The 26,247-nt window shown below is 75.2% G+C and carries 25 protein-coding genes; 18 read left to right on the forward strand and 7 right to left on the reverse strand.

What is annotated here, in order from left to right:
- The first annotated feature begins 310 nt into the window (after nucleotides 1-310).
- From AC1WTP_RS00445 to AC1WTP_RS00490, 10 genes are all read left to right on the forward strand, one after another.
- A complete protein-coding gene (locus AC1WTP_RS00445) occupies nucleotides 311-679 on the forward strand; it encodes a hypothetical protein (protein ID WP_481647231.1) in 369 nt (122 codons plus the stop codon).
- Entirely contained in the window at nucleotides 679-1,437 is a 759-nt protein-coding gene (locus AC1WTP_RS00450; protein ID WP_481647232.1) for a CIS tube protein, read from the forward strand. Before AC1WTP_RS00445 ends, AC1WTP_RS00450 begins: the two co-directional genes overlap by 1 nt.
- Nucleotides 1,434-3,029: a contractile injection system protein, VgrG/Pvc8 family gene (locus AC1WTP_RS00455; protein WP_481647233.1), complete on the forward strand. Its 1,596-nt coding sequence runs from the start codon at nucleotides 1,434-1,436 to the stop codon at nucleotides 3,027-3,029. The genes AC1WTP_RS00450 and AC1WTP_RS00455 overlap by 4 nt, the downstream gene beginning before the upstream one ends.
- The gene (locus tag AC1WTP_RS00460) at nucleotides 3,029-3,367 is read left to right on the forward strand and encodes a hypothetical protein (RefSeq protein ID WP_481647234.1); all 339 of its coding nucleotides are present in this window, start codon (nucleotides 3,029-3,031) and stop codon (nucleotides 3,365-3,367) included. The genes AC1WTP_RS00455 and AC1WTP_RS00460 overlap by 1 nt, the downstream gene beginning before the upstream one ends.
- Nucleotides 3,364-3,864: a GPW/gp25 family protein gene (locus AC1WTP_RS00465; RefSeq protein ID WP_481647235.1), complete on the forward strand. Its 501-nt coding sequence runs from the start codon at nucleotides 3,364-3,366 to the stop codon at nucleotides 3,862-3,864. Before AC1WTP_RS00460 ends, AC1WTP_RS00465 begins: the two co-directional genes overlap by 4 nt.
- On the forward strand, nucleotides 3,861-6,509 hold the full coding sequence (locus AC1WTP_RS00470) for a putative baseplate assembly protein (protein WP_481647236.1): 2,649 nt from the start codon (nucleotides 3,861-3,863) through the stop codon (nucleotides 6,507-6,509). The genes AC1WTP_RS00465 and AC1WTP_RS00470 overlap by 4 nt, the downstream gene beginning before the upstream one ends.
- The gene (locus AC1WTP_RS00475) at nucleotides 6,490-7,008 is read left to right on the forward strand and encodes a phage tail protein (protein ID WP_481647237.1); all 519 of its coding nucleotides are present in this window, start codon (nucleotides 6,490-6,492) and stop codon (nucleotides 7,006-7,008) included. Before AC1WTP_RS00470 ends, AC1WTP_RS00475 begins: the two co-directional genes overlap by 20 nt.
- Nucleotides 7,005-7,931: a carbohydrate-binding protein gene (locus AC1WTP_RS00480; protein ID WP_481647238.1), complete on the forward strand. Its 927-nt coding sequence runs from the start codon at nucleotides 7,005-7,007 to the stop codon at nucleotides 7,929-7,931. The genes AC1WTP_RS00475 and AC1WTP_RS00480 overlap by 4 nt, the downstream gene beginning before the upstream one ends.
- A 76-nt stretch (nucleotides 7,932-8,007) precedes the next feature.
- Nucleotides 8,008-8,469, forward strand: a complete 462-nt coding sequence (locus AC1WTP_RS00485; RefSeq protein ID WP_481647239.1) for a hypothetical protein — start codon at nucleotides 8,008-8,010, stop codon at nucleotides 8,467-8,469.
- Nucleotides 8,470-8,498: 29 nt separating this feature from the next.
- Nucleotides 8,499-9,248, forward strand: a complete 750-nt coding sequence (locus AC1WTP_RS00490; protein ID WP_481647240.1) for a hypothetical protein — start codon at nucleotides 8,499-8,501, stop codon at nucleotides 9,246-9,248.
- Between the two features lie 11 nt (nucleotides 9,249-9,259).
- On the opposite strand, the gene AC1WTP_RS00495 is transcribed toward AC1WTP_RS00490, so the two are convergent.
- From AC1WTP_RS00495 to AC1WTP_RS00525, 7 genes are all read right to left on the reverse strand, one after another.
- Nucleotides 9,260-9,937, reverse strand: coding sequence for a YoaK family protein (locus tag AC1WTP_RS00495; protein ID WP_481647241.1), 678 nt, complete (start codon nucleotides 9,935-9,937; stop codon nucleotides 9,260-9,262).
- Nucleotides 9,938-10,106: 169 nt separating this feature from the next.
- Nucleotides 10,107-11,081 (reverse strand): DUF6807 domain-containing protein, encoded by a 975-nt coding sequence (locus AC1WTP_RS00500; protein WP_481647242.1) that lies wholly within the window; start codon nucleotides 11,079-11,081, stop codon nucleotides 10,107-10,109.
- Nucleotides 11,078-11,743: a hypothetical protein gene (locus tag AC1WTP_RS00505; protein WP_481647243.1), complete on the reverse strand. Its 666-nt coding sequence runs from the start codon at nucleotides 11,741-11,743 to the stop codon at nucleotides 11,078-11,080. Before AC1WTP_RS00505 ends, AC1WTP_RS00500 begins: the two co-directional genes overlap by 4 nt.
- Nucleotides 11,727-12,608, reverse strand: coding sequence for a carbohydrate ABC transporter permease (locus AC1WTP_RS00510; RefSeq protein ID WP_481647417.1), 882 nt, complete (start codon nucleotides 12,606-12,608; stop codon nucleotides 11,727-11,729). Before AC1WTP_RS00510 ends, AC1WTP_RS00505 begins: the two co-directional genes overlap by 17 nt.
- A complete protein-coding gene (locus tag AC1WTP_RS00515; RefSeq protein WP_481647244.1) occupies nucleotides 12,608-13,591 on the reverse strand; it encodes a carbohydrate ABC transporter permease in 984 nt (327 codons plus the stop codon). The genes AC1WTP_RS00510 and AC1WTP_RS00515 overlap by 1 nt, the downstream gene beginning before the upstream one ends.
- A gap of 29 nt (nucleotides 13,592-13,620) precedes the next feature.
- Nucleotides 13,621-14,967, reverse strand: coding sequence for an ABC transporter substrate-binding protein (locus tag AC1WTP_RS00520; RefSeq protein WP_481647245.1), 1,347 nt, complete (start codon nucleotides 14,965-14,967; stop codon nucleotides 13,621-13,623).
- Between the two features lie 19 nt (nucleotides 14,968-14,986).
- On the reverse strand, nucleotides 14,987-16,117 hold the full coding sequence (locus tag AC1WTP_RS00525) for a LacI family DNA-binding transcriptional regulator (RefSeq protein ID WP_481647246.1): 1,131 nt from the start codon (nucleotides 16,115-16,117) through the stop codon (nucleotides 14,987-14,989).
- Between the two features lie 231 nt (nucleotides 16,118-16,348).
- Here AC1WTP_RS00525 and AC1WTP_RS00530 point away from each other — a divergent pair, with 231 nt between their 5' ends.
- From AC1WTP_RS00530 to AC1WTP_RS00565, 8 genes are all read left to right on the forward strand, one after another.
- Nucleotides 16,349-17,677: a Gfo/Idh/MocA family protein gene (locus AC1WTP_RS00530; protein ID WP_481647247.1), complete on the forward strand. Its 1,329-nt coding sequence runs from the start codon at nucleotides 16,349-16,351 to the stop codon at nucleotides 17,675-17,677.
- A 24-nt stretch (nucleotides 17,678-17,701) separates the two neighbouring features.
- Entirely contained in the window at nucleotides 17,702-19,132 is a 1,431-nt protein-coding gene (uxaC, locus tag AC1WTP_RS00535; RefSeq protein WP_481647248.1) for a glucuronate isomerase, read from the forward strand.
- The gene (locus tag AC1WTP_RS00540) at nucleotides 19,129-20,433 is read left to right on the forward strand and encodes an enolase C-terminal domain-like protein (protein ID WP_481647249.1); all 1,305 of its coding nucleotides are present in this window, start codon (nucleotides 19,129-19,131) and stop codon (nucleotides 20,431-20,433) included. Before uxaC ends, AC1WTP_RS00540 begins: the two co-directional genes overlap by 4 nt.
- Nucleotides 20,424-21,914, forward strand: a complete 1,491-nt coding sequence (locus tag AC1WTP_RS00545) for a mannitol dehydrogenase family protein (RefSeq protein WP_481647250.1) — start codon at nucleotides 20,424-20,426, stop codon at nucleotides 21,912-21,914. Before AC1WTP_RS00540 ends, AC1WTP_RS00545 begins: the two co-directional genes overlap by 10 nt.
- 140 nt (nucleotides 21,915-22,054) lie before the next feature.
- On the forward strand, nucleotides 22,055-23,206 hold the full coding sequence (locus tag AC1WTP_RS00550) for a Gfo/Idh/MocA family protein (RefSeq protein WP_481647251.1): 1,152 nt from the start codon (nucleotides 22,055-22,057) through the stop codon (nucleotides 23,204-23,206).
- A 198-nt stretch (nucleotides 23,207-23,404) separates the two neighbouring features.
- Nucleotides 23,405-24,754: a pectate lyase family protein gene (locus tag AC1WTP_RS00555; RefSeq protein ID WP_481647252.1), complete on the forward strand. Its 1,350-nt coding sequence runs from the start codon at nucleotides 23,405-23,407 to the stop codon at nucleotides 24,752-24,754.
- Nucleotides 24,755-24,878: 124 nt separating this feature from the next.
- Entirely contained in the window at nucleotides 24,879-25,241 is a 363-nt protein-coding gene (locus tag AC1WTP_RS00560) for a hypothetical protein (RefSeq protein ID WP_481647253.1), read from the forward strand.
- 219 nt (nucleotides 25,242-25,460) lie between these two features.
- Nucleotides 25,461-26,180 carry an HD domain-containing protein gene (locus AC1WTP_RS00565; protein ID WP_481647254.1) on the forward strand — a complete coding sequence of 240 codons (720 nt, stop codon included), beginning with the start codon at nucleotides 25,461-25,463 and terminating at the stop codon, nucleotides 26,178-26,180.
- Nucleotides 26,181-26,247: the final 67 nt, after the last annotated feature.

Raw genomic sequence — 26,247 nt, forward strand, 5'->3', positions numbered from 1 at the left:
CGGCGCCGTTCCCGCGCCACCGGTTCCACCGTGGCCCGGCAACCACCGCCCTGCCGCGTCCTTTGCTCTGCGTCAACCACCGCAACACCCCCCGTCCGACGGGCGGGCGGCTGGCGCGTCGGCTACGTCAGCGCGTCGGGCTCCGGCGTCGGGCGCGGCGGAGCCCGGGAACGCCGCGCGGCCTGTTGCGTGGAGTGAAGCAGAGCAAAGGGAGAGCCGCGCACCCTCCTTTCCCGCGCTCCGGTTCGCGCGGCCGGCCGCCGAGGCTCCACCGCCGCGTCCCGCCACCGCACACACCGGTGCCGCCCGGGTGCCCGTCGACCCCGCTCGACCGCTGGTCCTGGCCCCACCCGTCCGCGCCACGCTCCCGCAGCCCGGCGGTGTCCGACCGCAGGCCGACGCGACGGCGTCCGGGTCCGCCGCCGTCCCGTCCGGCACTCCGCCGCCGCCCCGCGCCGCGACGGCCATCCCGCCCTGGCCCGCGCTGCCCGACCCGACCACGACCGGCGGCCGATCTCGTTCCGAGCCGCGGATCGGCGGCGACCCGGGGCCGGAGCCGACCGGCGGCCGCGATCCGTGGCCGCGGCTGCCGGACGACCGGGCGCTGTGGACGCCGGCCGGGGACGCCCTGGACCACGGGCACCTGCGCCGGTTGGACCGGGAACAGGCGGGTGCCTGATGGAACGGGTCGCCTTCCTCGTCGACGCCACCGGCGCCCGGGTGGACTGCCTGCTCAACCCGGAGACCGTGCAGGTGACCCGGCTGGCCGGCATCCGGCCCCGGGGCGCGGCCGGCGGGCAGCTCACCGGGGCCGGGCTCGCCGACGACCCGCTGGTGTTCACCGGCGGCGGGCGCACCGAACTCGTGCTGGACCTGCTCTTCGACGTCGACTTCGCCGAGGGCCAGGTCCGCCCGACCGACGTGCGGGTGCTCACCCGGCCGCTGTGGCTGCTCGCGGAGAACTCGGCGACCGAGCACGGCTGGCTGCGACCCCCGCTGGTGCGGCTGGTCTGGGGCAAGACCTGGAACGTGCCGGGCGTGATCGTCGCCGTGGCGGAACGCTTCGACGCGTTCACCGTGACCGGCTCGCCCCGCCGGTCCTGGCTGCGGCTCAAGCTGGTCCGGGTGGCCGAGTCGGCCGACCGGGCGCAGGAGGGGTTCGCCGAGGAACTCGCCGCCGCCGGCACCCCGGCCGCCGCGCCCGGCACCGCCGTGGTGGCCGCCGGCGACGGCGCGGCCCAGCCCGACTACTCGGGCGTACGGTTCGACCTGCTCGCCCACGACGCGCTCGGCTCCCCGCTGCGCTGGCGGCTGCTGGCCGAGCACAACCGGATCACCGACCCGCTGACCGTGCCGGCCGGCACCGCGCTGGCGATTCCGCCGCCCACCGCGGCCGCCGGCACGCCCCCGTCCGCCCCGGGGGGAGGTGCACCGTGACCGTCGCCGCACCCCGCGCGCTCACCGTGCTGCTCGACGGCGCGGCGCTGCCCGACGGCGGGACCCGGCGGGTGGTGTCGGTGCGGGTGGCCGCCCGGCTCGACCGGCCCACCCAGTGCGAGGTCGCGCTGGCCACCGCGCCCGGCGGGGCCGCGCTGACCCCGCCGGTGCGCACCGGCGGGATGCTCGACGTCCGGCTGGCCGACCGGCCCGAGGCGCTCTTCGCCGGCGAGGTCACCTGCGTCGAGGTCGAGTACGCCGCGGACGGCTCCGCCCTGCTCCGGGTGCGGGCGTACGACGCGCTGCACCGGCTGCGCAAGCGGCAGCGGCTGCGGGTGTTCGAGTCGGTGACCGCCGCCGACCTGGCCCGGGAACTCTGCGGCGAGGTCGGGCTGACCGTGACGGCGGAGGCCGACGGGCCCCGGCTGGAGCGGCTGGCCCAGCACCGGCACACCGACCTGGAACTGCTGCTGGAGGTGGCCGGCCGGGCCGGGCTGCACCTGGCCGCCGACGGCGACCGGCTGCGCCTGGTGACCCTGGAGGGGTACGGCGAGCCGGTCCGGCTGGAACTGGGCCGGTCGGTGCACTCGCTGCGGCTCGCCACCAACCTCGACCGCGCCGCCGGGGAGAGCGCGGCGCTGGGCTGGCATCCGCAGCGGGCCGAACCGATCAGCCAGCGGGCCGGCGCGCCGCGGTGCGGGCGGCGCACCGCCGTCGACCCGGAGCCGGCGGACGTCGGCGCGGACGGGGTGCGCACCGCGGTCGACCAGCCCGGGCGCAGCGACGACGAACTCGCCGCGCTGGCCCAGGCCGGCCTGGACGCCCGGGTCGCCGCCCTGGTCACCGCGGACGGGGTGGCCGAGGGCGACCCGGCGCTGCGCCCGGGCCGGCGGATCACGCTGGCCGGGGTGGCCCCACCGGCCGAGGGCACCTACGTGCTCACCGAGGTGGTGCACACCGTGGACGCCAACGGTCACCTGACCCGGTTCGACACCGCCCCGCCACCGCCGCCGCCGGCCGGGCCGCCCGCCCCGGCGGTGCTCACCCTCGGCACGGTCACCGACGTCGCCGACCCGGAGGGCCTGGGCCGGGTCCGGGTCGAACTGCCCACGTACGGGGCGCTGGACGCCGGGTGGCTCGGGGTGCTGTGCCCGGGCGCCGGCCGGGGCAAGGGGATCGTGGCGCTGCCCGACCCGCAGGACACCGTGCTGGTGGCGCTGCCCGGCGGCGAGCCGGCCTCCGGCGTCGTGCTCGGCTCGCTGTTCGGCACGGTCGAGCCGTACGACGCGGGGATCCACGAGGGACGCTCGGGCCGCTGGTCGCTGCGTACCGCCGGCGGTCAGTCGATCGTGGTGGACGACGCCGGCCGGCGGCTGCGGCTGGCCACCGACGGCGGCAGCTGGCTGGAGCTGACCCCGGAGCTGGCCACCCTGCACGCGGCGAGCGACCTGGTGCTCTCCGCGCCGGGCCGGGCGATGGTGGTCCGGGCGCGCAGCGTGGACTTCCTGCACGCCGAGGCGGTCGAGGACGCGGAGACGGCCGCCGAGCGGGCCCGGACCCTGGCCCGCGCCCAGCACGAGGGAGGTGGCTGATGCGCTGGATCCACCGCGACTCGCTGATCAGGTGTGACCACGACGGCCGGGTGACGAACAAGGCCTCGCAACGGTGGGTCACCGTGTCCGGGGTACCGGTGCTGGTGGACGCCGACCCGGAGGGGCGGGAGATCACCGCCTGCCCGAACTACGGGCCGACGATCAAGCCCTGCGCGAAGACGCTGCGGGTGCGGGTCGGCTACAGCGACTGGCTCCGGGTGGACGGCCACCGGGTGGTGCTGTCGCACCTGGACGGGTTCACCGACGGCACCCCGCCCGGACTGGTCCACCACCGGGTGCGCGACCCGCGCCAGCGGTTCCTGGGAGCCGACCGGTGAGGGCCTTCCGGTTCGTCGGCGCCGGCTTCGACGCGGGCCGTACCGGCGGGCTCGCGCTGACCGCCGCCGGCGGGTTGGCCATGACCGAGGGCGACGAGACCGTACGCCAGGCGCTGTTCCTGCTGCTGTCCACCACGCCGGGCGAGCGGCTGATGCGGCCCGGCTACGGGTCCCGGCTGCACCGGCTGGTCTTCGCGCCGAACGACGACACCACCGCCGGGCTGGCCATCCACTACGTCCGGCAGGCCATCGCCCGGTGGGAGCCGCGGGTCGAGGTGGTCGACGTGGATGCCGGCCCGGACCCGGACGACCCGTGGCGGTTGGTGATCCGGCTGGACTACCGGATCCGGGCCAGCCTGGCCCCCGGCCAGCTGGTCTTCTCGGTCGACCTGCTGCCCGCCGACGACCCCGCCGACACCGGCCCGGCCGGCGGCGCCCGACCGGCCGGCGCGCCCGGGGCGCCGGGCGGCGACCGCGTGGAGGGAGCGCCGTCATGACCCTGCCCGTGCCGCACCTGGACGACCGGACCTTCCTCGACCTGGTCACCGAGGCGCGGGAGCGGATCCGCCAGTCCTGCCCGGGCTGGACCGACCTGTCCGCGCACGACCCGGGAATCGCCCTGGTGGAGGCGTTCGCGTACCTCACCGAGGTGATGATCTACCGGCTGAACCAGCTGCCGGAGAAGGCGTACGTGTCGTTCCTCAACCTGCTCGGGGTGACCCGGCACGCGCCGTCGGTGGCCTGGGCGGACGTCCGGTTCACCCGCACCGGCGGCGACCACGGCCCGATCCGGATCCCGGCCGGCACCCGGGTCGCCGCGGCGCGCGGCGCCGAACCCCGGCCGGTCGTCTTCGTCACCACCGAGCCGGCGCTGCTGCCCGCCGGGCAGTCCGAGGTGACCGTCCGGATGCATCACTGCGAGCCGGTCGAGGCGGAGCTGCTCGGCGTCGGCACCGGGCAGCCCGGCCAGGTGCTGCGCGCCGCCCGGGCGCCGCTGGCGCGCACCGCCGAGCCACTGGACCTGCTGCTCGGCGTGGAGGTGCCGGCCGGGTCGGTGGAGCTGGGCGCCGCGGCCCGCGAGCACGAGGGGCGCACCTTCGAGATCTGGCGGCCGGTAAACAGCTTCGCCGGCCTCGGCCCGCAGGCCCGGGTCTACCTGGTCGACCGCTGCTCCGGCACGGTCACCTTCGCCCCCGCCCTGGACCTGCGCGACCCCCCGCCCGGCGGCAACCCCCTCGACGACCCGCCCGGCCCGGACGCCGGCGCCGCGGACCCGGGCGCGGGCTCCGGGCCGGTGACCGTGGCGGCGGTGCCGCCGGCCGGGCGGCAGATCCGGCTCTGGTACCGGGCCGGCGGCGGACCGGCCGGCAACGTGGCGGCCGGCACGCTGACCAGCCTGCGTGACCCGTTGCCCGGGGTCCGGGTGGAGAACCCGGCGCCGGCCGGCGGCGGGCGGGAGCTGGAGTCGCTGGAGTCGGCCCTGCTCCGCGGCCCGTACGAGTTCTTCGCCCAGCAGCGGGCGGTGACCGCCCGCGACTACGAGGTGCTCGCCGCCGGTTCCGGCGCGGTGGCCCGGGCCCGGGCCTTCACCCGCGCCGCCGTCTACAGCTTCGCCCGCCCCGGCGAGGTGGAGGTGGTGCTGGTGCCGTACGTGCCGGCGGCGGCCCGGCCGGGCGGCCGGCTGCCGGTGACGGTGCTGCGCGAGCACGAGGTCGAGGAGGTCCGGGCCGGGGTCGCGGCCGACCTGGACCGGCGGCGGGCGCTGGGCACCAGTTGCCGGGCCGGCTGGGCCCGCTACAAGGCGGTGTCGATCCGGGCCCGGGTGGTGGTGCGCCGCGAGGAGGACGCCGACGCGGTCCGCCGCCGCATCCACGACCGGCTGCACCAGACGCTCAGCCCGCTGCCCACCCCGCTCAACCCGACCGGCTGGGCGTTCGGCGAACCGCTGCGCGCCTCGAACGTGTACCGGCTGCTGGAACACGCCGAGCCGGGCGTCCGGTACGTGGAGTCGGTCCGCTTCGTGGTCAACGAGGCGCCCGACGGGCAGGTCAGCGCGGTGGCGGTGGACCAGTACCAGCCGCGCACCTGGTACGCCGGGCGCGGGCCGGTGCTGTTCCGCTCCACCAACGCCGGCGCGGGCTGGGAGCCGGCCGGCCGGTTCGACGGGGAGACGGTGCTGCGGGTGGCGCCCGCCCCGGCCCCGGTCCGCCCGGGCATCGTGCCCCGCCCCGGCGCGGTCGCCGCGGTCACCCTGCGCGCCGGCGGCGGGTCGCGGGTGCACCTGAGCACCGACCTGGGCGAGACCTGGTCGCTCCTGACCGACCTGGCCTCCCGGATCACCGACGTGGCCTGGATCGACCGGGACGGCGCCGGCGCGCTGCTGGTCGCCACCGACACCGGGCTGTACGAGGTGTCCCTGCTGCCCGGCGCGGTGCCGTTGCAGATCCTGGTCGACCCGGGCGACGCCGACCGCGGCTTCTACGCGGTGCGCGCGTTCGTCTCCGAACGGGGTGCGCCCGGGGTGGCGGTCGCCGCGCAGGCCGGCTTCGGCGTCTACCTGTCCACCGCGGCCGGCCGCCCGGGCAGCTTCGGCCACGTCGGGCTGGCCAACGTGGACAACCGCGTCCTCGCCGTGCAGTACGACGGCCCGGCCACGCTGCTGTGGAGCGGCACCGGCGAGCCGGACCCGAAGAAGCCCGGCCAGGGCTGCTACCGCACCCGGCTGTTCGAGTCGGACGTGCAGTGGCAGGCCGTGCCGGCCGGCTGGATCGGCGGCACCTGCCGGGACCTGGCCTTCGCCGGCCCGCTGGCGGTAGCCGCCACGCAGAGCGGCGGGGTGCTCCGGCTGGACACCCTGGCCGGGCAGCCGCAGTGGGCGCCGGTGATGGTCAACTGCGGGCTGCCGCTGCGGGACCGCACCCGGTTCCTGCCGGTGGACGCGATCGCCGCCACCGGCGGACCGGACCGGCTGGTGCTGGCCGGCGGCGAGCGCGGGGTGTACGGCAGCGGCGACGCCGTCGACTGGTCGGCCAGCGCCAACCAGGCCACCGCGGACGTGGTGACCGTTCCCGACACCTGGCTGCTCTGCTCCGGCGAGCACGACATCGAGGTGGTGCGGCAGGATGCGACGCGCGGCGATTGAGCGGCTGCTGCCCGCGGCGTACCAGCGGGCGTGCGTGCCGGGCAGCGTGCTGTGGGCGCTGCTGGACGTGATGGAGGCGCTGCACGCCCCGGACGAGGCGGTGCTGGCCGACGTGGACGCGCTCTTCGCCCCGTACCGGGCGCCGGACGCGATGGTCGTCCAGCTGACCCGCTGGGTGGCGATGGACCACGTGGTCGCCTCCCCCCGGCCGGACGCCCCGCTGCCGCTGCCGCTGGGCCGGCTGCGGGACCTGGTGGCGCACGGCGCGCTGCTGGCCCGCTGGCGCGGCACCCCGTACGGGCTGCGCCTCGCGCTGGAGGTGGCGACCGGGTTGACCGGCTTCGTGCTGGAGGAGCCGGCCGACCGGCCGTTCCACGTGGTGGTGCGGGTGCCCGCGGCCGCCACCGGGCAGCAGCACGCCGTGGTCACCCGCATCGTCGAGGCGGAGAAGCCCGCGTCGACCACCGTCGAGATCGTCGTCGCAGAGGAGCCCTCATGACCACCGAGTGGGCGGTCGTCGCGGCCGCCGAACAGTTCACCCTGGACGCCCGCAACACCGGTGAGCTGACCTTCACCGTCTCCAACCCCGGCGTCGCGCCGGACACCGTCGTGTTCGACGTGGCGCCGGGCGAGGGCACGCAGCGTTCCTGGTTCACCGTCACCGAGCCGCAGCGGGTGGTGCCCGGGCAGGGCTCGGTGTCGTTCCTGGTCCGGCTGGTCGTGCCGGCGGGCACCGCGCCGCGCCGCTACGACATGACCGGGTTCGCGTACTCGGCGAACACCGCGCCGGAGGAGAGTTCCCGCTCCAGCGGGCGGGTCACCTACGAGGTCCGGGCGGTCGTCGCGCGACGGCGTTCCCCGTGGCCGTGGGTCGCCGCGGCCGCGGCGCTGGTGCTGCTCGCCTCGGCGGTGGTGGTCTTCCTGGTCACCCGCGACGGCGACCCGGCGCCCGGCGAGCCGCGGGTGGTGACCGTGGAGGCGGAGGACCTGGTCGACGCGGCGGTGGTGGTGTCCCCGCAGGGGTCGGCGGCCACCGTGGTGCGGCAGCCGAACTGCTGCGGGGTGACCTGGTCGCAGGACGAGCAGCTGTTCTTCCAGGGGCGGGCGATCGGCGACCAGGTGAGCGTGACGGTGACCCTGCCCGCGGAGGCCACCTGGCGGTTCGCCACCGTCCGCACCACGTCGTTCGACTACGCCAACACGGTGTTCACCATCGACGGCACCCAGGTCGGCGGGGTCTTCCTCGGCTTCACCCCGGCCGTGGTCCGGACCGACTGGCTCGACGTGGGCACGATCCGGCTCGGCCCCGGCCCGCACCGGATCACGCTGGTCGTGCTCGGCAAGACGCAGGGCAGCGACCGCTACTTCGCCGGGATCGACGCGATCCGGTTCACCGAGGTCCCGCCGGCGGACACCCGATGAGCGAGCGGAGCGAGCGAGTCATCGGGCTCAGTGCGACGGTGCCTCAGGGCGGCGCGCGGCGGAGCGGAGTGCCGGCATGAGCGGCCGGCAGAAGGCGCTGCTGGCCGCGCTCGGCGTGCTGCTGGTGGTGCTCTTCGCGGTCGCGGTGGCCGCCGGCCGGGACGACCGGGGCGATCCCGGCGCCCGGTCGGGCCTGGTGGAGCGGCTCGGCCGGTTCGGCGGCGAGCAGGCCGCGGTGGACCCGGCGACGGTCGCCGCGGACTGCGCCGGGGAAGCCGGCCGGCTGGTCTTCTCCGGCGGCTGCGCGCTGCGGATCGCCGATCCGGGCGGGCTGCGCACGCTGGTCCTGCGCAGCCCGGGCACGTTCACCGTCGAGGCGCCGGCGCCCGGGGACGTCGACGTCACCGTGCGCGACGACGTCGAGCCGGCCGCCGACGGCGGCGGCGCGGTGGTCCGGGTCGCCGTGGACCGGCCGACCGCCGTCCTGCTGCGCTGCCCGGGCCTGGGCACCTGCACCGTCACCGTCGCCCCGTCCTGACCGCCGCCGGCCGCGAGGAGGAGGCCCTGATGGGCGAGTTGCGCAAGCCGTTCCTGCTGCTGGCGATGCTGGCGGTGGTGCTGGCGGTCGCGGTGGAGCTCGGCGCCGGGCTGCTCACCGGCGGCGGGGACGCCGGCGCCGCGCTCCGGGACAGCGCCGGGGAGCTGGACGTGGAACTCGGCGACGTCTCCGGGGTGACCGAGCCGTCCGGCCGCGGTACGACCTACCTGGCGCTCGTCGACGCGGTGGCGGTCTGGACCACCGGGCTGTTCTGCCTGAGCCTGCTGTTGCCGGACCGGGTCCAGGGCCGGGTGCAGGGGGCGGCCACCCTGGTCTTCTCGCTCGTGCTGATCATCGTGTCGGTGCTCGCGCTGGTGGTCGCCTTCGTCGAGCTGTCCGTGATGGTCTCGCTCTTCCTGGCCGCGCCGTTCGGCACCCTCGCCTACCTGGCGCTGTGGGGGTTCTTCCCGGTCGGCGAGGCGGCAGTGCTGCTCGGGCTGGTGCTGCTGCTCAAGCTCGCCTGGGCCGGGCTGCTGGTGGCCGCGCAGCCGCGCTTCGCGCAGAACAAGGGCCTGGTCGCGCTGGTGCTGACCACGCTGCTCTGCACGGTCGCCCTGGAGTTCCTGCACCGGCTGGTGCCGGTGATCCTGGTCAGCATCCTCGACGACATCGGCGCGCTGGTCTTCGCGGTGGTCGCCCTGGTCTGGGGGTTGGTACTGCTGATCGGTTCGATCCCGGCCGTCGTCAAGGCGGTCCGGGTTACCGCGGGCGGCGGCTGATCGGCGCCGGGTCAGCGCCACAGGTCTGAGCGCGGCCGGGCGACGGCCCGCCAGGCGACGCCGGCACCACCCGCGAGGACGATCACCGCCAGCCACAGGGGCGCCGCCGGAAAGACCCAGCGCAGCAGCGCGGCGCCCACCGCCGCGCCGGAGAACAGCGCCACCACGGTCCACAGCCGGCGGGTCGGCACCGAGCGGAGCGTGGTGTCGACGACCAGGCTGGTGAGCGTCCTGGTCACGACCGTCGTGGGCAGGTCGGTCACGCCCATGCGACGCACCACGGCGTTCTGTCCCCCCATGGCCGCCGCGAGCACGCTGACGAGTGCCGAGTGGATGACCGGGTCCGACGAACCGGCGACCTCGGCGGTCACCGCCGAGACCGCGACCAGTCCCGCCTGGACCAGGGACGCCACGGCGATCACCCGACCTCGGTGCGGAGGGCGACCGGCCGCCCACCTGCCCCCGACCCGGGCCCCCACGACGAAGCAGACCAGCGCCAGCAGGTTCGTCCTGATGGCGGCCTCGCCGACGCCGGCCACGGCGAACCCCAGGAACAGCACGTTCCCGGTCATGTTCGCGACGAACACGCGCCCCAGGACCAGGAAGCTGAAGGCGTCCACCAGACCCGACACCACGGTGAGCCCGATCAGCAGCACCGGGAGAGGTCCCGCCGGGCGTCGCTCCGTCACCGGCAAATCGTGTCACGGCGGCTCGGCCCACCAGGGCTACTCCGGCTCGGCGGTGCGTGCCCTTGCGTGCGAGCCGGTCGGCTTCCAGCGGAGCCCCGGCGACCGGGCTGAGCACCACGATCGGCTCGCCCACGGGTCGCCACCTCGGGCGCGGTCCGGTCCGCCCCGGTCACGGCCGCCCGGGGTCGAGCGCGGCGGCCAGTGCGGCGGCGGCGTCCCGGTCCAGCGCCCCGTCGGCGACCGCGACCCGGTGCCGGCCGCTGCGCCCGGCCCCGGCGGGCACCACACAGGGCCGGTCGAACGCGAACGCCACGCACACCCCCGGGTACATCCGCGCCCGGACGAACCACCGGTCGCCGGGGCCGAGCCCGGTGAAGACCAGGGTGTACGCGGCGCCGCCCGCCTCGGCGCGCAGCGCCAGCCAGGGCTCGGCGGAGCCGTTGACCGCCTCCTCCCCCTGCCCGGACGCGGTGAACAGCGCCGGCGGCCGGTCGGCCAGCGCACGCCAGAAGAAGCCGCCGTAGCCGGCGCCGCCGGGGCGGCCGTTGGTGGCCGGGCTGCCCAGCCGCACGTCCCTGCCGGGCGGCGCGGTGAGCGTGTAGTCGAGGTCGAGCCGCCACGCGCCGGGGTGCCCGGGCAGCGCCGCGACGCCGAGGGCACGCCGCTCGGTGAGCAGCACCGCCCCGGCCGGGTCCCGCCACGCCAGGTGGTGTGCCAGCCGGTCGGGCGAGCGGTGCAGCCAGCCGGTGTGCGCGATCCGGCCGTGGTCGGCGCGCCAGGTGTAGCCGATGTCCCGCACGTAGGTGCGCCCGCCCCACAGGTTGGAGCCGTCGACGTCCTGCACCGCCAGCGAGGCGCCGAGGTGCCAGACGTGGTCGGCGGGGAGCGCGTCGGTCACCACCGTGCCGGCCCGGGTCCGCACCGGGTGCAGGTACGGCCGGGGACCGTGCCGGGCGTCCAGCCGGGGGGCCACCCGGTACCGGGCCACCTCGACGCCGTCGACCAGCAGCGCCTGGTCCGTGCCGTCCGGCCCGGGGACCGGGCACCCGGCGCCGTCGGCCGCCGCGGCGGGCGGACGGGCTGCGCCGGCGCCGCCGGTCGGCCGGTCCGGCGTGCCGGCGGCGGGGTGCGGTGCCGCGGTCACGACGGTTCCGGGCGGGCGGCGGGACGGCGGGCGACCGCGTGCAGGGCGGCCAGGGTGTAGCCGGCGAGGATCGGCACCGCGACCGGGGTGACCAGGGCTGCGAGCAGGAGGGCCACCCCGGCCGTTCCGGCCAGCGCGGCCCACCGGGCCGGGTGGTCGAGGCAGGTGCGGGCGGCGGACCGGGCGGCGGCCCGCCACCGCCCCCCGGTACGGCCCACCTCGACCACGACCAGCCCGGCGTAGCCGGCGACGGCGACCGCGACCAGCGCGGTGACCGCCAGCGCGGGCGTCCCGCCGGGGACCCGCCCGGTGGCCAGCGCGGCCAGGTCGGCGGCGAGCAGCCCACCGCCGCCCAGCGCGAGCAGGGACACCGGCACGCCGGCCGGCACGGCCCGGCCGAACCGGGCCAGGGTCCGCCGCGCCGACGGCCACCCGCCGGTGCGGAACCGGTCGTGCACCGCGGCGCTGGCGGTGGCCGCCGCGGCGGCGGCGGTCAGCAGCGGCAGGGCGGCCGCGGTCAGCAGGATGCCGAGCAGGGCCAGGTCGGCGGCGTCGGCGAGGACGTCGCGCCAGTCGCGCGTCATCCGCTCCGCGGGGCCGTCCGGCGGCGGGGCGGCCGGATCGCGGGCGTCCCGCCGGGCCGGTTCATCCCTTGAGGCCACTGGTGTTGATCCCCTCGACGAGCATCCGCTGGAAGGCCACGAAGAACCCGAAGACCGGCAGCAGCGACAGCACCGACATGGCGAACATCGGGCCGACCGCGCTCTGGCTGGTCGAGTCGATGAACAGGGTCAGCGCCACCGGCACGGTGTAGTCCTCCAGGTCGGAGAGGAAGACCAGTTGCCGGAAGAAGTCGTTCCAGGTCCAGATGAACGAGAAGATCGCGGTGGTGACCAGCGCCGGGCGGCTCAGCGGCAGGATGACGTGCCGGAAGATGCCGAACGCGTTCGCTCCGTCGATCTTGGCCGCCTCGTCCAGCTCACGCGGGATGCCCCGCATGAACTGCACCATGAGGAAGACGAAGAACGCCTCGGTGGCCAGGAACTGCGGCACCAGCAGCGGCAGGTACGGCCAGTCGCCGCCGACCAGGCCGAGGCTGCGGAAGAGGATGTACTGCGGCACGATCAGCACGTGCCCGGGCAGCAGCAGGGTGCCGATCATGACGGCGAACCAGACGCCGCGCAGCCGGAACCGCAGCCGGGCGAAGGCGTACGCGGCGAGCAGGCAGGACACCCCGTTGCCGACCACGGTGAGCAGGCTGACCATCGCGCTGTTGAGGAAGAACCGGCCGAAGCTGACGTCGAAGTTGGTCCAGCCGTCGGTGTAGTTGCCCGGGGTGAACCGCCGCGGCAGCAGGCCGATGTTGTTGACGATCTCCTGCTGGCTCTTCACCGAGGTGCCGAGCATCCAGACCAGCGGGTAGAGCACCACCGCGAGGATGGCCAGCAGCACCAGCAGCCGCAGCGCCGAGCGGCTGCGCGGTCGCCGGGCGCCGGCCGTCACCGGGCGCGTGGTCACCGCCACCATCACCGGTCCTCCCCGTCGGAGTAGTGCACCCAGAACCGCCCGGTGCTGAAGAAGATCACCGTGATCACCGCGATGGCGACCAGGAAGACCCAGGCCATCGCGGAGGCGTAGCCCATCTCCAGGTCGGTGAAGCCGGTGATGTAGAGGTTGAGCGTGTACATCAGGGTCGAGTCGACCGGCCCGCCGGTGCCGTTGCTCAGCACGAACGCGGCGGTGAAGCCCTGGAAGCCGTTGATGGTCTCCAGCACCAGGTTGAAGAAGATGACCGGGGAGAGCATCGGCAGGGTGACGTTGACGAACTGCCGCCACCGGCCGGCGCCGTCGACCGCGGCCGCCTCGTACAGCTCGGTGGGCACCTGCTTGAGCCCGGCCAGGAAGATCACCATCGGTGCGCCGAACTGCCAGACGGCCAGCACCATCAGGGTCTGCAGCGCCCAGTCGGGGTCGTTGACCCAGGGCTTGCCGGTGATGCCGAAGAGGGCGAGGAAGGAGTTGAACGCGCCGTCCCGGTTGAACATGTTGACCCAGACGATGGCGAGCGCGACGCTGCCGCCGAGCAGCGACGGCAGGTAGAACAGCCCGCGGAACAGGCCGACGCCCCGCCAGGCCCGGTTGAGCAGCAGCGCCACCCCGAGCGCGGCGGCCAGCTTCAGCGGCACGGCGACCAGCGCGAAGGTCAGCGTCACCCGGACCGAGTGCCACCACGAGGGGTCGGCGGTGAACATCCGCTCGTAGTTGGCCAGCCCCACCCACTCCACCTCGGACCAGGGCGTGAGGATGTCGTAGTTGGTGAAGCTGAGGTAGAGCGACAGCAGCATCGGGATCGCCGTGACGGCCATCAGGCCGATGAGCCAGGGCGACAGGAAGACGTACCCCGCCAGACCTTCGCTGTGCCGGGCCCGCCCGGGCCCGCGCCGGTTGGCGCGGGGCCGGACCGAACCGGGGCCGCGGCGGGTCGGGTCGGGCGCCGTGGTCAGGGCCACGAGCCGGCTCCTCTCCGGACGACGTCGGGTCAGGCGATGGCGGATGTGCAGGCCGCGACGAACTGGGCGGCCGCCTCGGCGGGCGTGGCCCGGCCGTACTGGGCGTTCTCGGCGGCCTTCACCAGTTCGGCGCGGACCTTGCTGTGGCCCTTGATCGGCACCTGCGGGGACTCGCCGAACTTCTGCGCCAGCTCGGCCTCGACCGCGATGGACTGCTTCATCGCCGGGTCGGTGGTGTCGTCGCTGACCACCCGGCGCAGGTTCTGGTTGGACGGCAGGCCGCGGTCGGTGCCGAGCAGCTTGACCGCCTCCGGGTCGTTCATCAGGAAGTTGATCACGTCGACGGCCACGTCCCTGTGCTTGCTGCCGCGGAACACCGACCAGTACATCGACGCCCGGGCCCACTGCGCGCTCGGGTCACCCGGGTACGCGATCACGCCCAGCTCGTCCTTGGTGTTCTTCTTCAGCTCCGGCATCTGGTTGACCCAGACCCAGGAGGTGGCCGCCTTGCCGGTCACCACCAGCTGCTTGGTGATGTCGGTGACGTTGCCCTCGTGGATGACGTCCGGGGTGGGCGTGGCGCCCCGGTCCCGGGCGCCCTTCCACAGCTCGAACCAGCGGGTCACGTCCTCGGCGGTGAAGCCGAGGTCCTTGCCGGAGTACATGTCCTTGCCCTGCTGGCGCAGCCACACCCAGAACGCCTTGTAGTCGGCGCTCGGGTCCTGGGTGCCGGGCACCTTGGCGGTCTTCGCCACCCGCTCGGCCCAGGCGACGTGCTCCTCCCAGCTCATCCCGGTGGTCGGCTCGGGCAGCCCGTGTCTGGCCAGCAGCGTCTTGTTGTAGACCAGGCCCTGGGTGTTCTCCCCGGCGGCCAGGCCGGCGAGCTTGCCGTCGACCACCCCGTACTGCCAGAGGCTCTTGGGGAACTTCGAGGTGTCCAGCTTGCCGGAGTTCTGGTATGAGGTGAGGTCCAGCGTGGTGTTGCGGGCGGCGTACTCGGCCAGGAAGTTGTCGTCGATCTGGAACAGGTCCGGCGGGTTGCCGCCGGCGGTGAGGGTCGCCAGCTTGTCGAAGTAGCCCTGGTTGGCCTGCCAGGTCTTCTCGAACGTCACGTTCGGGTGCTGCTGCGTGTAGAGGGCGAGGGCCTCCTCGGTCAGCTTGGCCCGGGCCTCGCCGCCCCACCAGAAGACCGAGAGCTTCACCGGGGCGTTCGGGTCGGCCGCCGGATCGTCGCCGCCGCAGGCGGCGGCCCCGGTGACCAGCGGCGCGGCGACCGCCACGGCGAGCAGGCCGCGCAGCAACCGGCGGCGGGGCAGGGGGGTACGGTAGGTGCGCCCGGCGGGCGCGCCGGCGGTGGGGGGCGTTGCGGGGTGCATGTGCGCTCACTCCTCGGCGTTAGGAGGCGACGCCGTCACCGGTGGCTGCCACCGGGACGCCCGGGCCCGCAAGGCGATGCGGGCCCGGGCCTGCCGGGGCGGCCGAGGGACGGTCCCGGCCGGCGTAGGGGCCCGGCCCGGTCGAGTCGCGGATGACCAGTTCGGTCTGGAGCATTACCTGTGCGGTGGTGCGACGGGCGCCGGAAGCCGTTCCGGCGCCGATCCCCCGCGCGGCGCGCGGTGGCTCGGCGTCCTGTTGCAACAGCATGTCGACGGCCGTCCGGCCGGCGGCCGCGGTCGGCGTGGCCACCGTCGTCAGCTTGGGCCGGGTCAGCCGGCTCAGGGCGATGTCGTCCACCCCGACGACGCTCACCTGCTCCGGCACCCGGATCCCGAGTGCGTCGAGCCCCTCGATGAGGCCGATCGCCATCAGGTCGTTGTAGGCGAGCACGGCGGTCACGCCGCTGCGCTGGACCTGTTCGGCCAGGGCCAGGCCACCGGTCTCGGTCGGCGGGTTCGGGCCGAGCACGGTCAGTTCGGCGCCGCCGGCCCGGGCCGCCGCGGCCGCGGCCCGGCGGATCTCCCGGTTGGTCCAGGAGCCACGGGGGCCGCCGAGCAGCGCGATCTCCCGGTGGCCGAGGCCGACCAGGTGTTCCACCGCCGCCCGGGCCCCCTGCCCCACGTCCATCAGCACGCACGGCAGCCCGGCCAGCTGGCGGTTCACCACCACCAGCGGAACCTCCCGGCTGAGCTGCTCGATCAGGCTGTTGCTCATCCGGGGGCTGCACAGCAGCACCCCGTCGACCTGCTTGGCCAGGGCGTGGACCAGCTCCTCCTCGGTGATCGGATCCTCGTTGGTGTCGGCCACGAAGACGTGGTAGTCGCGGTGCCGGGCCTGGCCCTCCGCCGCCTTGATCAACGGCGGGAAGAACGGGTTGGCGATGTCGGCGATGATCAGGCCGATGTTGTGCGTCCGGCCGGTGATCAACGCCCGGGCGGCCCGGTTGGGCCGGTAGCCGAGATCCTCCGCGCAGGCCAGCACCCGGACCCGGGTCTCCGGGTTGACCAGGTGCGGCGCGGAGAAGGTGCGGGAGACGGTGGAGATGTGCACGCCGGAGGCCCGCGCTACGTCCCTGATGGTGACTGGCACGGTGTCCCTCCGATGTGGCGGCGGTCACGGGTGTCGCCAATTAATGCAAACGGTTGCGCCAGTGTCAACGGTGGAGAGTTACAGCTCGATTTCGGCCGCGCTCCCAGTAGCCGCATGCATCCGCGCTAATCACATCAAAAGCCGCCGATTCCCGCGGAGGCGTTGACTCGTCAGGATCGATCGTGGTTACTTCACTGCAAACCTTTGCAGCTTCCCGGGGAGGCCGACCAGATGTCACCACAGGCCGGCGGGCGGCTCCGGTACGCCGTGGTGGGCACCGGCGCCCGCGCCGAGATGTTCGTCCGGGCACTGGTGCGCGACCACCCCGACACCGCCGAGCTGGTCGCCTTCGCCGACGTCAACCAGGCCCGGATGGACGCGCACAACCGGTGGCTGGGCGAGTCCGGCCACCCGCCGGTGCCGACCTACCGGGCCGCCGACTTCCCCGCGATGCTGGCGAAGGAGCGGGTCGACGTGGTGCTGGTGACCAGCGTGGACGTCACCCACGACGGCTACATCGTGGCCGCGCTGGAGGCCGGCTGCGACGTGGTCACCGAGAAGCCGATGACGGTGGACGCGCCGCGCTGCCGGCGGATCCTGGACGCGGTGGCGCGCACCGGCCGGCGGGTCACGGTGGCCTTCAACTACCGCTACAACCCGCTGCACGAGCAGGTGCGCCGGCTGCTCGCCGACCAGGCGGTCGGCGAGATCGGCTCGGTGCACTTCGAGTGGCTGCTCGACGTGCGCCACGGGGCCGACTACTTCCGCCGCTGGCACCGCGACAAGGCCGCCTCCGGCGGGCTCATGGTGCACAAGGCGAGTCACCACTTCGACCTGGTCAACTGGTGGCTGGACGCGCGGCCGGTGGAGGTCTTCGCCGTCGGCCGGCTCTTCTTCTACGGCGAGCCCGGCCGCCGGCACGGCTACGCCCGCGACTACGACCGGGCGCACGGCGCCCCCGCCGCCAGCGGCGACCCGTTCGCGCTGCGGCTGGCCGCCCACCCCCGGCTGCGCGAGCTCTACCTCGACGCCGAGGGCGAGGACGGCTACCGGCGCGACCGCAACGTCTTCGCCCCCGGCGTCACCATCGAGGACGACATGGCGGTGCTGGCCCGTTACTCCACCGGCGCCACGATGACCTACCACCTCACCGCCTACGCGCCCTGGGAGGGCTACCGGGTGATGGTCAACGGCAGCCGCGGCCGGCTGGAGCTGGAGGTCACCGAGAGCGCGTACGTCAGCCCGGAGGCGGCCGGCGCGCTCAAGGGCGCCGCCCTGCACGGCGCGGAGGCCGCCGCCGAGGGGGGCGCCGCCACGCTGACCCTGCGGCCGTTCTGGACGCCGCCGCAACCGATCACCGTCGAGGGGTACACCCGGCAGGGCCACGGCGGCGCGGACGCCCGGATGACCCGGGTGCTCTTCGGCGGGGCCCCCGACCCGCTCGACCGGGCCGCCACCGCCCACGACGGCGCGCTGGCCCTGCTCACCGGGCTGGCCGCCAACCGGTCCTTCGACACCGGCCGGCCCGTCCGGGTCGCCGACCTGCTCACCCTGCCCTGACCTCGAACCCGGGAGCCGCATTCCGTGCCCACCACGTCCCGTACCGACCTGCTCCTGCCCGCCGAACCGGGCCAGCGCGCGCTGGCCCGGGAGCTGTACGCGCTGGCGGCCGAGCTGCCGATCATCTCCCCGCACGGGCACGTCGACCCGGCGCTGCTGGCCGAGGACCGGCCGTTCCCCGACCCGGCCCGGCTGCTCATCGTGCCCGACCACTACCTGACCCGGATGCTGCTCAGCCAGGGCGTGCCGCCGGCCGAGCTGGGCGTGCCGAGCCGGGACGGCAGCCCGGTGGAGACCGACGGGCGGCGGATCTGGCGCCGCTTCGCCGCGCACTGGCACCTGTTCCGCGGCACCCCGTCCCGGCTCTGGCTGGAACAGACCCTCACCGAGGTGTTCGGGGTGGGCACGCCGCTCACCCCGGCCACCGCCGACGCGGTCTACGACGAGCTGGCCGCCCGGCTGGCCGAGCCCGGCTTCCGGCCCCGGGCACTGTTCGAACGGTTCAACATCGAGGTGCTGGCCACCACCGAGTCGCCCCTGGACGACCTGGGGCAGCACGCCAAGCTCGCCGCGGACGGCTGGGGCGGGCCCGGTGGGCGGGTGGTCACCACCTTCCGCCCGGACGACGTGGTGGACATGGAGTTCGACAACTGGTCGGCCAACGTGGACCGGCTCGGCGAGCTGACCGGCGAGGACACCAACACGTACGCCGGCTACCTGGCCGCGCTGCGGGCGCGGCGGGCGGCGTTCGTCGCGGCCGGCGCGACCTCCTCCGACCACGGCCACCTCACCGCCCGGACGCTCGAGCTGACCCGGGCCGAGGCGGCGGCGCGCTACGACCGGGCCCGGCGGGGCCGGGCCGAGCCGGGCGACGCGGAGGCGTTCCGGGCGCACATGCTGCTGGAGTTCGCCCGGATGTCGCTGGAGGACGGCCTGGTCATGCAGCTGCACCCGGGCGCGGTGCGCAACCACAACCGGTGGTTGCACGCCCGGCACGGCCGCGACGTCGGCGGCGACGTGCCGCAGGCCACCGAGTACGTGCACGCCCTCGCCCCGCTGCTGGACGCGCACGGCAACGACCCCCGGCTGCGGGTGGTGCTCTACACCCTCGACGAGTACACCTTCACCCGCGAGCTGGCCCCGCTCGCCGGCGGCTACGCCGCCCTCTACCTCGGCGCGCCCTGGTGGTTCCTGGACTCCCCCGAGGTGCTGCGCCGGTTCCGCGAGGCGGTCACCGAGACCGCCGGGTTCTACAACACCGCCGGCTTCGTCGACGACACCCGGGCGTTCTGCTCCATCCCGGTCCGGCACGACGTGGCCCGCCGGGTGGACGCCGGCTTCCTGGCCCGGCTGGTGGCCGAGCACCGGCTGCCGATGGAGGAGGCGGCCGAGACCATCGTCGACCTGGCGTACCGGCTGCCGAAGCGGGTCTTCAACTTCGGGGGGCGGGCATGAGCGTCACCATCACCTCGGTGGAGGTGCACGACGTCCGGTTCCCCACGGCCGCGCGGGGGGACGGCTCGGACGCGATCAACCGGGGCGACTACTCGGCCACCTACGTCGAGCTGGGCACCGACGCCGGGCCGACCGGCGCCGGGTTCACCTTCACCAACGGCCGCGGCAACGAGCTCACCTGCGCGGCGGTCCGCGCCCTGGAACACCACGTGCGCGGGCGCACCGTCGCCGAGATCGCCGCCGAGCCGGTGGCGTTCTGGCGCTCGCTCGTCGCCGACGTGCAACTGCGCTGGCTGGGCCCGGAGAAGGGGGTCATCCACATGGCCACCGGGGCGCTGGTGAACGCGGTCTGGGACCTGCGGGCCAAGCTGGCCGGCAAGCCGCTGTGGCGGTTCCTGGCCGAGTTGCCCACCGACGACCTGGTGGCCTGCGTCGACTTCCGGCACATCGCCGACGCGCTCACCCCGGACGAGGCGGCCGCGCTGCTGGACAAGGGGCGCGACGGTCTGGCCGACCGGCTGGCCGGGCTGGAGCGCGACGGCTTTCCCGCGTACACCACCTCGGTGGGCTGGTTGGGCTACCCGGACGACAAGGTCCGGGCGCTGACCCGGCAGGCGTACGCGCAGGGCTGGCGGGCGATGAAGATGAAGGTCGGCGGGCCGCTCGCGGACGACCTGCGCCGGGCCCGGATCATCCGGGCGGAGATCGGCCCGGACGCGGTGTTGATGATGGACGCCAACCAGGTGTGGGGGGTCGAGGAGGCGATCGCCGCGATGACGGTGCTGGCCGAGGTGGACCCGTACTGGATCGAGGAACCCACGCACGCCGACGACATCCTCGGCCACGCCCGGATCGCCCGGGCCGTCGCCGAGTCGACCGGCGGCCGGTGCCGGGTGGCCACCGGGGAGGTGGCCGCCAACAAGGTGGTCTTCAAGCAGTTGCTCCAGGCCGAGGCGATCGGGGTGATGCAGGTCGACGCCTGCCGGGTCGGCGGGGTCGACGAGGTCCTCGCCGAGCTGCTGATGGCGGCGAAGTTCGGGGTGCCGGTCTGCCCGCACGCCGGCGGCGTCGGGCTCTGCGAGTACGTCCAGCACCTGGCGGTCTTCGACCACCTGCGGGTCGGCACCGGCCTGGAGGGCCGGATGATCGAGTACGTCGACCACCTGCACGAGCACTTCGTCGATCCGGTGCGCACCCGGAACGGCCGGTACCTGCTGCCCACCGAGCCCGGATACAGCAGCACCATGCGGCCGGAGTCGGTCGCCCGGTTCCGCTTCCCGGACGGCCCGGCATGGCGCTGACTATGGGCGCGTCCCGGCTCGGGCTCGGCTCGCTGCGCCGGCTGCCCACGGCCAGCCGGCCGCTGCTGCGCCCCGGCACCGTGCCGGCCGGCGTGCTCCACCTGGGTCTCGGCGCGTTCCACCGGGCCCACCAGGCGGTGTACACCGAGGCGGCGGTGGGCGCGGCCGGCGGTGACTGGGGCATCGTCGGGGTGGCCCCGCGCAACGCGGCGCTGGTCGAGGCGCTGGCCGCGCAGGACAACCTGTTCAGCGTCACCACGCTCGCCACCGGCGGGGCGCGGACCCGGGTGGTCGGCGCGCTGGCCGGGGTGCGGCACGCCGCCGGCGACCCGGCGGCGGTGGTGGCGCTGCTGGCCGACCCGGCGATCCGGGTGGTCACGCTGACCGTGACCGAGAAGGCGTACCAGCTCGACCCGGCCACCGGGGCGCTGCGGCCGGACCTGGCGCTCGCCGCCGACCTGGCCGGCGACCGGCCGCCGGTGACCGTGCCGGGCCTGCTGGTGCGCGGCCTGCTGGCCCGCGCCGCCGCCGACGCCGGGCCGGTCGCGCTGGTCAGCTGCGACAACCTGCCGGCCAACGGCCGCCGGCTGCGCGGCCTGGTCGAGCAGGCGCTGGCGTACGCGGGCGCGCCGGAACAGGCCGTCGGCTGGGTCGCCGGGCAGGTGTCCTTCCCCGGCACGATGGTGGACCGGATCGTGCCGGCCAGCACGGCCGAGACGCTCGACGTCGCCCGCCGGGCGCTGGGGGTGACCGACCTGGCGGCGGTGGCCGCCGAGCCGTACGCGCAGTGGGTGATCGAGGACGACTTCCCCGGCGGCCGGCCGGCCTGGGACCGCGCCGGGGCGGTGCTCTGCGCCGACGCCGGGCCGTGGGAGCGGCTCAAGCTGCGCACCCTCAACGGCGTGCACTCGGCCGCCGCCTACCTCGGCGCGCTGGTCGGGTGCGAGACGGTCGCCGACGCGCTCGCCCTGCCGCACCTGCGCGACGTGCTGCGCCGGCTGGTCGCCGAGGACGTCGCGCCCAGCTTCGCTCCACCCGACGGCATCCGGGTGGTCGACTACGGCGAGCAGGTGCTGGCCCGGTTCGCCGACCCGGCGATCCGGCACCGCACCCTCCAGGTGGCGATGGACGGCTCGCAGAAGCTGCCGCAGCGGGTCCTGCACACCATCGCCGACCTGCGCGCCGCCGGCCGGCCCGCGCGGTGGGCCGCGCTGGTGGTCGCCGCCTGGCTGCGCTTCGTCCAGGGCACCGCCGACGACGGCTCGCCGCTGCCGTTGCAGGATCCGCTCGCCGACCGGATCCGCGCGGCGCTGTCCGCCGCCCGGCCCACCGCCGCCGGCGCGGTGGACGCGGTCTTCGCCCTGCGCGAGATCTTCCCCGCCGAGCTGGCCGAGGACGCCGAGGTCCGCGCCGACGTGGTGGACTGGCTGACCGCCCTGCACCGGCACGGGGTGCCGGCGACCCTGGCCGGTGCGCGGTGACCGGGCCGGGCGCACCCGCGTCGCCGGCCGCCGGCCGGCCCGGGACGCCAGCCGGCGACCGGCCCGGGGTGGCAGCCGGCGACCGGCCCGGGGTGGCAGCGGCAGGCTGGCATAGGCGGCGGCCGGGCGACCCGCCCCGGGTGACGCTGGTCGGCGCGAACGGACACGGCCGCTGGCACCGGCGGGCGCTGGCCCCGCTGCACGCGGCCGGCCGGGTACGCCTGGCGGCGCTGGTGGACCTGCGCCCGGTCGAGGACGAGCCGGCCGCTCCGGTGCCGCCGGAGACCACCGTCCACACCGACCACCGGGAGATGCTCGCCGCCGTCGGGCCGGATGTGGTGATCGTCTGCACTCCGCCGCACACCCACCTGCCGGTCGCCCTGGACGCGCTCGCCGCCGGCGCGGACCTGCTGCTGGAGAAGCCGCCGGTGCTGTCCACGGCCGAGCACGACGAGCTGGCCGCCGCGCTGGCCGCCACCGGGCGGGCCTGCCAGGTGGGCTTCCAGGCGCTCGGCTCGGCCGCGCTGACCGAGCTGACCGCGGCGGTGGCCGCCGGCCGGATCGGCGCGGTCACCGGCATCGCCACGGTCGCCGCCTGGCGGCGCACCGACGCGTACTACGCCCGGGCGCCGTGGGCGGGGCGGCGGACCCTGCACGGCCGGCCGGTGCTGGACGGGGCGCTGGCCAACCCGCTGGCGCACGCGGTGATGCAGTGCCTGGCGATCGCCGAGGCGGTGGCCGGTACGCCGGTGCGGCCGGCCGGCATCGAGGTGGAACGCTACCGGGTCCGCCCGATCGAGGTGGACGACACCGCCGTGCTCCGGCTCCGGCCACGTGTCGGGCCGCCGGTGCTGGCCGCGGTCACGCTAGCCGGTGAGGACTTCATCGCCGGCGAGGTGGTGGTGACCGGCGGGGCCGGGCGGGCCGTGCTGGAGTACCCGACGGACCGGCTGCTGCTGCCCGGCGACGCCGGGCCGCGCGAGGTGCCGGGACGCCGGAGCCTACTGGAGAACCTGCTGGACCACCGCGCCGACCCGGCCGGTGTGCCGTTGATCGCCCCGCTGGCCCGGACCGCGGCCTTCACCGCCGTGCTGGACGCGCTCCGGTCGGCACCCGAACCACGACTGCTCGACGGCGACCTGGTCGAGCAGGACGGCACCGGCCCGGAGCGGGTGCTGCGCCTGCGCGGCGTCAACGACGTGCTGCGCCGCGCCGCCGAGCGGGGGGCGCTCCCCTCGGAACTCGGCGTGCCGTGGGCGGTGCCGCCCTACCGGATCGGACCGAGCGAATAGGAAGCCGCAACTCTCGACAAATCCCGCCCGTCACCGTATCGGACAACTGCCCACAATCCCCGGCCGATTCCGGCCGGACGATGCCGGATGAGCGGGACAACTGCAACATTCCTGCATATCTTTAAGATTGACCCCGATAAACCTCTATTCCTATCGTTCGTTATGAATACCGATTCCCGACGGACGGATGGACGATCGATGCGGAGCTTCGCAACCGGTGCGGCGCTGGCCGCGCTGATCCTCGTGGCGGCCCCGCCACCGGCCCCGGCCACCGCCGCTGCCGACGGGCAGCTCTCCTGGACCGCCCGCCAGCTCGGCCGGCAGACCCTGCCGACGAACGACGGCTGGGCCGCCGCGGGGCCCGGCACCACCGGTGGCGCGACGGCCGCCCCCGACCAGGTCAACGTCGTCTCCACCCGGGCCGAGCTGGTCGCCGCGTTGGGCGGGGACAACGCCACCAACGCCGGCAACGCCACCCCGAAGATCGTGTACGTGGACGGCACCGTCGACGGGTTCGAGGGCCCGGACGGTCACCTGCTCGACTGCGCCGACCTGGCCGACCCCGGATACTCCCTCGCCGCCTACCTGGCCACGTACGACCCGGCGGTGTGGGGAAGGGTGGCGCCGAGCGGCCCGCTGGAGGCGGCGCGGGTGCGGTCGGTGGCCAACCAGACCCGGCAGACCCAGATCAACGTCGGGCCGAACACCACCATCGTCGGCCTGCGCGGCGCCCGGCTGACCGGGCTGACCCTGATGATCGACCGCGCGCCGAACGTGATCGTGCGCAACCTGACCTTCGACGACGCCCGGGACTGCTTCCCGGCCTGGTCGCCGACCGACGGCGAGGCCGGCAACTGGAACTCCCAGTACGACCAGATCTCGGTGCGCCGCAGCGAGCACGTCTGGGTCGACCACAACACCTTCACCGACGGCGACAACCCGGACAGCGCGCAGCCGAGCCACTTCGGCCGGCCGTACCAGGTGCACGACGGCTCGCTGGACGTCACGCACACCGCCAGCCTGGTGACCGCCTCCTACAACCGGTTCGTCGGCCGGGACAAGGTGCTGCTGATCGGCTCGTCCAACACCGTCGGCCCGGACGTCGACCGGCTCAGGGTGACCCTGCACCACAACCTCTTCGACTCGGTGCTGCAGCGGCTGCCCCGGGTGCGCTTCGGCCAGGTGGACGTCCACAACAACCACTACCGGCTGGCCGGCGCCGGCTTCTCGTACGCGATCGGGGTCGGGGTGCAGTCGGCGGTGCACGTGGAGAACAACTTCTTCAGCCTGGGCGCCGGCGTCGCCGCCGAGGACCTGCTCCACGACTGGGGCGGCACCGCGGTCACCACCCGCGGCGACTGGGTCCGGGCCGGCGACGGCCGGGCCCGGCCGGTCGACCTGGTGGCCGCGTACAACGCCACGCACGACCCGGATCTCGCCCCGGACGCCGGCTGGACGCCGACCCTGCGGCACGGCCCGGTGCTGCCGGCGCCGCTGGTCCCGCTGGTCGTGGCGGCGCTGGCGGGCGCGGGCCGGCTGCCGCTGTAGCACGCCGGTCGCCGCGGCTGCCGCGCGGCGGCCGGACGGCCGGTGGGTCGCCGTCCCCGGCGCTCAGCGCACCACACCCTCATAGATCGATATTCGTCGATCTATTCCCACCGCAGGAGGTACCGTGCACACCACCGACACTCGGCGCAGACACCGCCGGGGGCTGTTCACCGCGATCGGGGCCGCGCTCGTCGCGGTCACCCTCGCCGTCGGCATGGCCGCCACCGCCTACGCCGACACCCTCTTCTCCGACGACTTCGAGGATGGCAACTCGACCGGCTGGACCACGTCCGGTGGCAGCTGGTCGGTGGCCACCGACGGCTCGCGGGTGCTGCGGCAGAGCGGCATCAGCAGCGACGCCCGCGCGCAGGCCGGCACGTCCGGCTGGACCGACTACTCCGTCCGGGCGACGGTGAAGCCGACCGCGTTCAACGGGTCGAACCGGTTCGTCGCGCTGCTGGCCCGGGTGCAGAGCAGCACCAGCTAGGAGAGCGCCGGGGACGTCGCCGCCATCCCGTACCCGTACCGGCTCGACGACGCCGGCGCGGTCAAGGCGCTGGTGACCGCCGGCGCCGGCGCCGGACGCATCACTCCCTGATCCGGCCGTGGGACGGCGGTCCGCCCGGGCCGCCGTCCCACCGGCCCCGCCGGTCGGGTGACCGACGGCGGGACCGGGTCCGTGGTGAAGATCCGCTATAAGTGACGCATGGACTTCCCCGCGTACCTGGCCACCATGCCGATGCACGCGATCACCGAGATTCACGGCGAGCCCGGCCTGCTGGAACGGTTCCGGCTGGAGATCCGGGCGTTCGACGAACCTGCCCGGCGGCGGCTCACCGCCGCCCTGGACCTCGCCGCCGACCTGCACCGCGACGACCGGCGGGTGCGCGAGCCGTACCTCAACCACCTGCTGCGGGTGGCGATCCGGATGATGCACCACTACCAGGTGCGCGACGTCGACGTGATCGTCGCCGGGCTGCTGCACGACGCGGTCGAGGACCACCCCGCCGAACTGGCCGGCGACCCCGACGCCGCCGACCCGACGGCGGCGGCGCTGGCGACCCTCGCCGACCGGTTCGGCCCGCGGGTCGCCCGGCTGGTCGCGGCGGTCACCAATCCGGCGTACGACCCGGGGCGCGACAAGCACGCGCAGTACCGCGAGCACGTGGCGGCCAGCCTGGAGCACGAGCCCTGGGCCCGGGTCATCAAGGTCTCCGACTTCACCGACAACGGGGTGGGCGTGATCCACACCGTCGGCCCGAAGGTGGTGTCGTCGGCGACGAAGTACCGGCCGCTGGTGCCGGTCTTCCGCGACCTCGTCACCCGACCGGACACCCCGCTGTCGGCCCCGGTCAAGCAGCACATCCTCGACCAGCTCGACCTCGCCGAGGAGCGGTTCAGCGCGATCCTGGACCAGCCCGCCTGACCGCACCCGCGCCCCGGCGCGAGCGGCGACGCAGCGGTGGCGACTGCCGGCAAAGCCGGCCCGCGGC

Source organism: Micromonospora sp. R311 (assembly GCF_056780015.1).

Excerpts from the sequence above, each read along its gene's own strand:
- AC1WTP_RS00450 (WP_481647232.1), top strand. The coding sequence starts at position 679 with ATGGAACGGGTCGCCTTCCTCGTCGACGCCACCGGCGCCCGGGTGGAC.
- AC1WTP_RS00460 (WP_481647234.1), top strand. The coding sequence starts at position 3,029 with ATGCGCTGGATCCACCGCGACTCGCTGATCAGGTGTGACCACGACGGC.
- AC1WTP_RS00470 (WP_481647236.1), top strand. The coding sequence starts at position 3,861 with ATGACCCTGCCCGTGCCGCACCTGGACGACCGGACCTTCCTCGACCTG.
- AC1WTP_RS00475 (WP_481647237.1), top strand. The coding sequence starts at position 6,490 with ATGCGACGCGCGGCGATTGAGCGGCTGCTGCCCGCGGCGTACCAGCGG.
- AC1WTP_RS00480 (WP_481647238.1), top strand. The coding sequence starts at position 7,005 with ATGACCACCGAGTGGGCGGTCGTCGCGGCCGCCGAACAGTTCACCCTG.
- AC1WTP_RS00485 (WP_481647239.1), top strand. The coding sequence starts at position 8,008 with ATGAGCGGCCGGCAGAAGGCGCTGCTGGCCGCGCTCGGCGTGCTGCTG.
- AC1WTP_RS00490 (WP_481647240.1), top strand. The coding sequence starts at position 8,499 with ATGGGCGAGTTGCGCAAGCCGTTCCTGCTGCTGGCGATGCTGGCGGTG.
- AC1WTP_RS00510 (WP_481647417.1), bottom strand. The coding sequence starts at position 12,608 with ATGGTGGCGGTGACCACGCGCCCGGTGACGGCCGGCGCCCGGCGACCG.
- AC1WTP_RS00520 (WP_481647245.1), bottom strand. The coding sequence starts at position 14,967 with ATGCACCCCGCAACGCCCCCCACCGCCGGCGCGCCCGCCGGGCGCACC.
- AC1WTP_RS00530 (WP_481647247.1), top strand. The coding sequence starts at position 16,349 with ATGTCACCACAGGCCGGCGGGCGGCTCCGGTACGCCGTGGTGGGCACC.
- AC1WTP_RS00540 (WP_481647249.1), top strand. The coding sequence starts at position 19,129 with ATGAGCGTCACCATCACCTCGGTGGAGGTGCACGACGTCCGGTTCCCC.
- AC1WTP_RS00545 (WP_481647250.1), top strand. The coding sequence starts at position 20,424 with ATGGCGCTGACTATGGGCGCGTCCCGGCTCGGGCTCGGCTCGCTGCGC.
- AC1WTP_RS00555 (WP_481647252.1), top strand. The coding sequence starts at position 23,405 with ATGCGGAGCTTCGCAACCGGTGCGGCGCTGGCCGCGCTGATCCTCGTG.
- AC1WTP_RS00565 (WP_481647254.1), top strand. The coding sequence starts at position 25,461 with ATGGACTTCCCCGCGTACCTGGCCACCATGCCGATGCACGCGATCACC.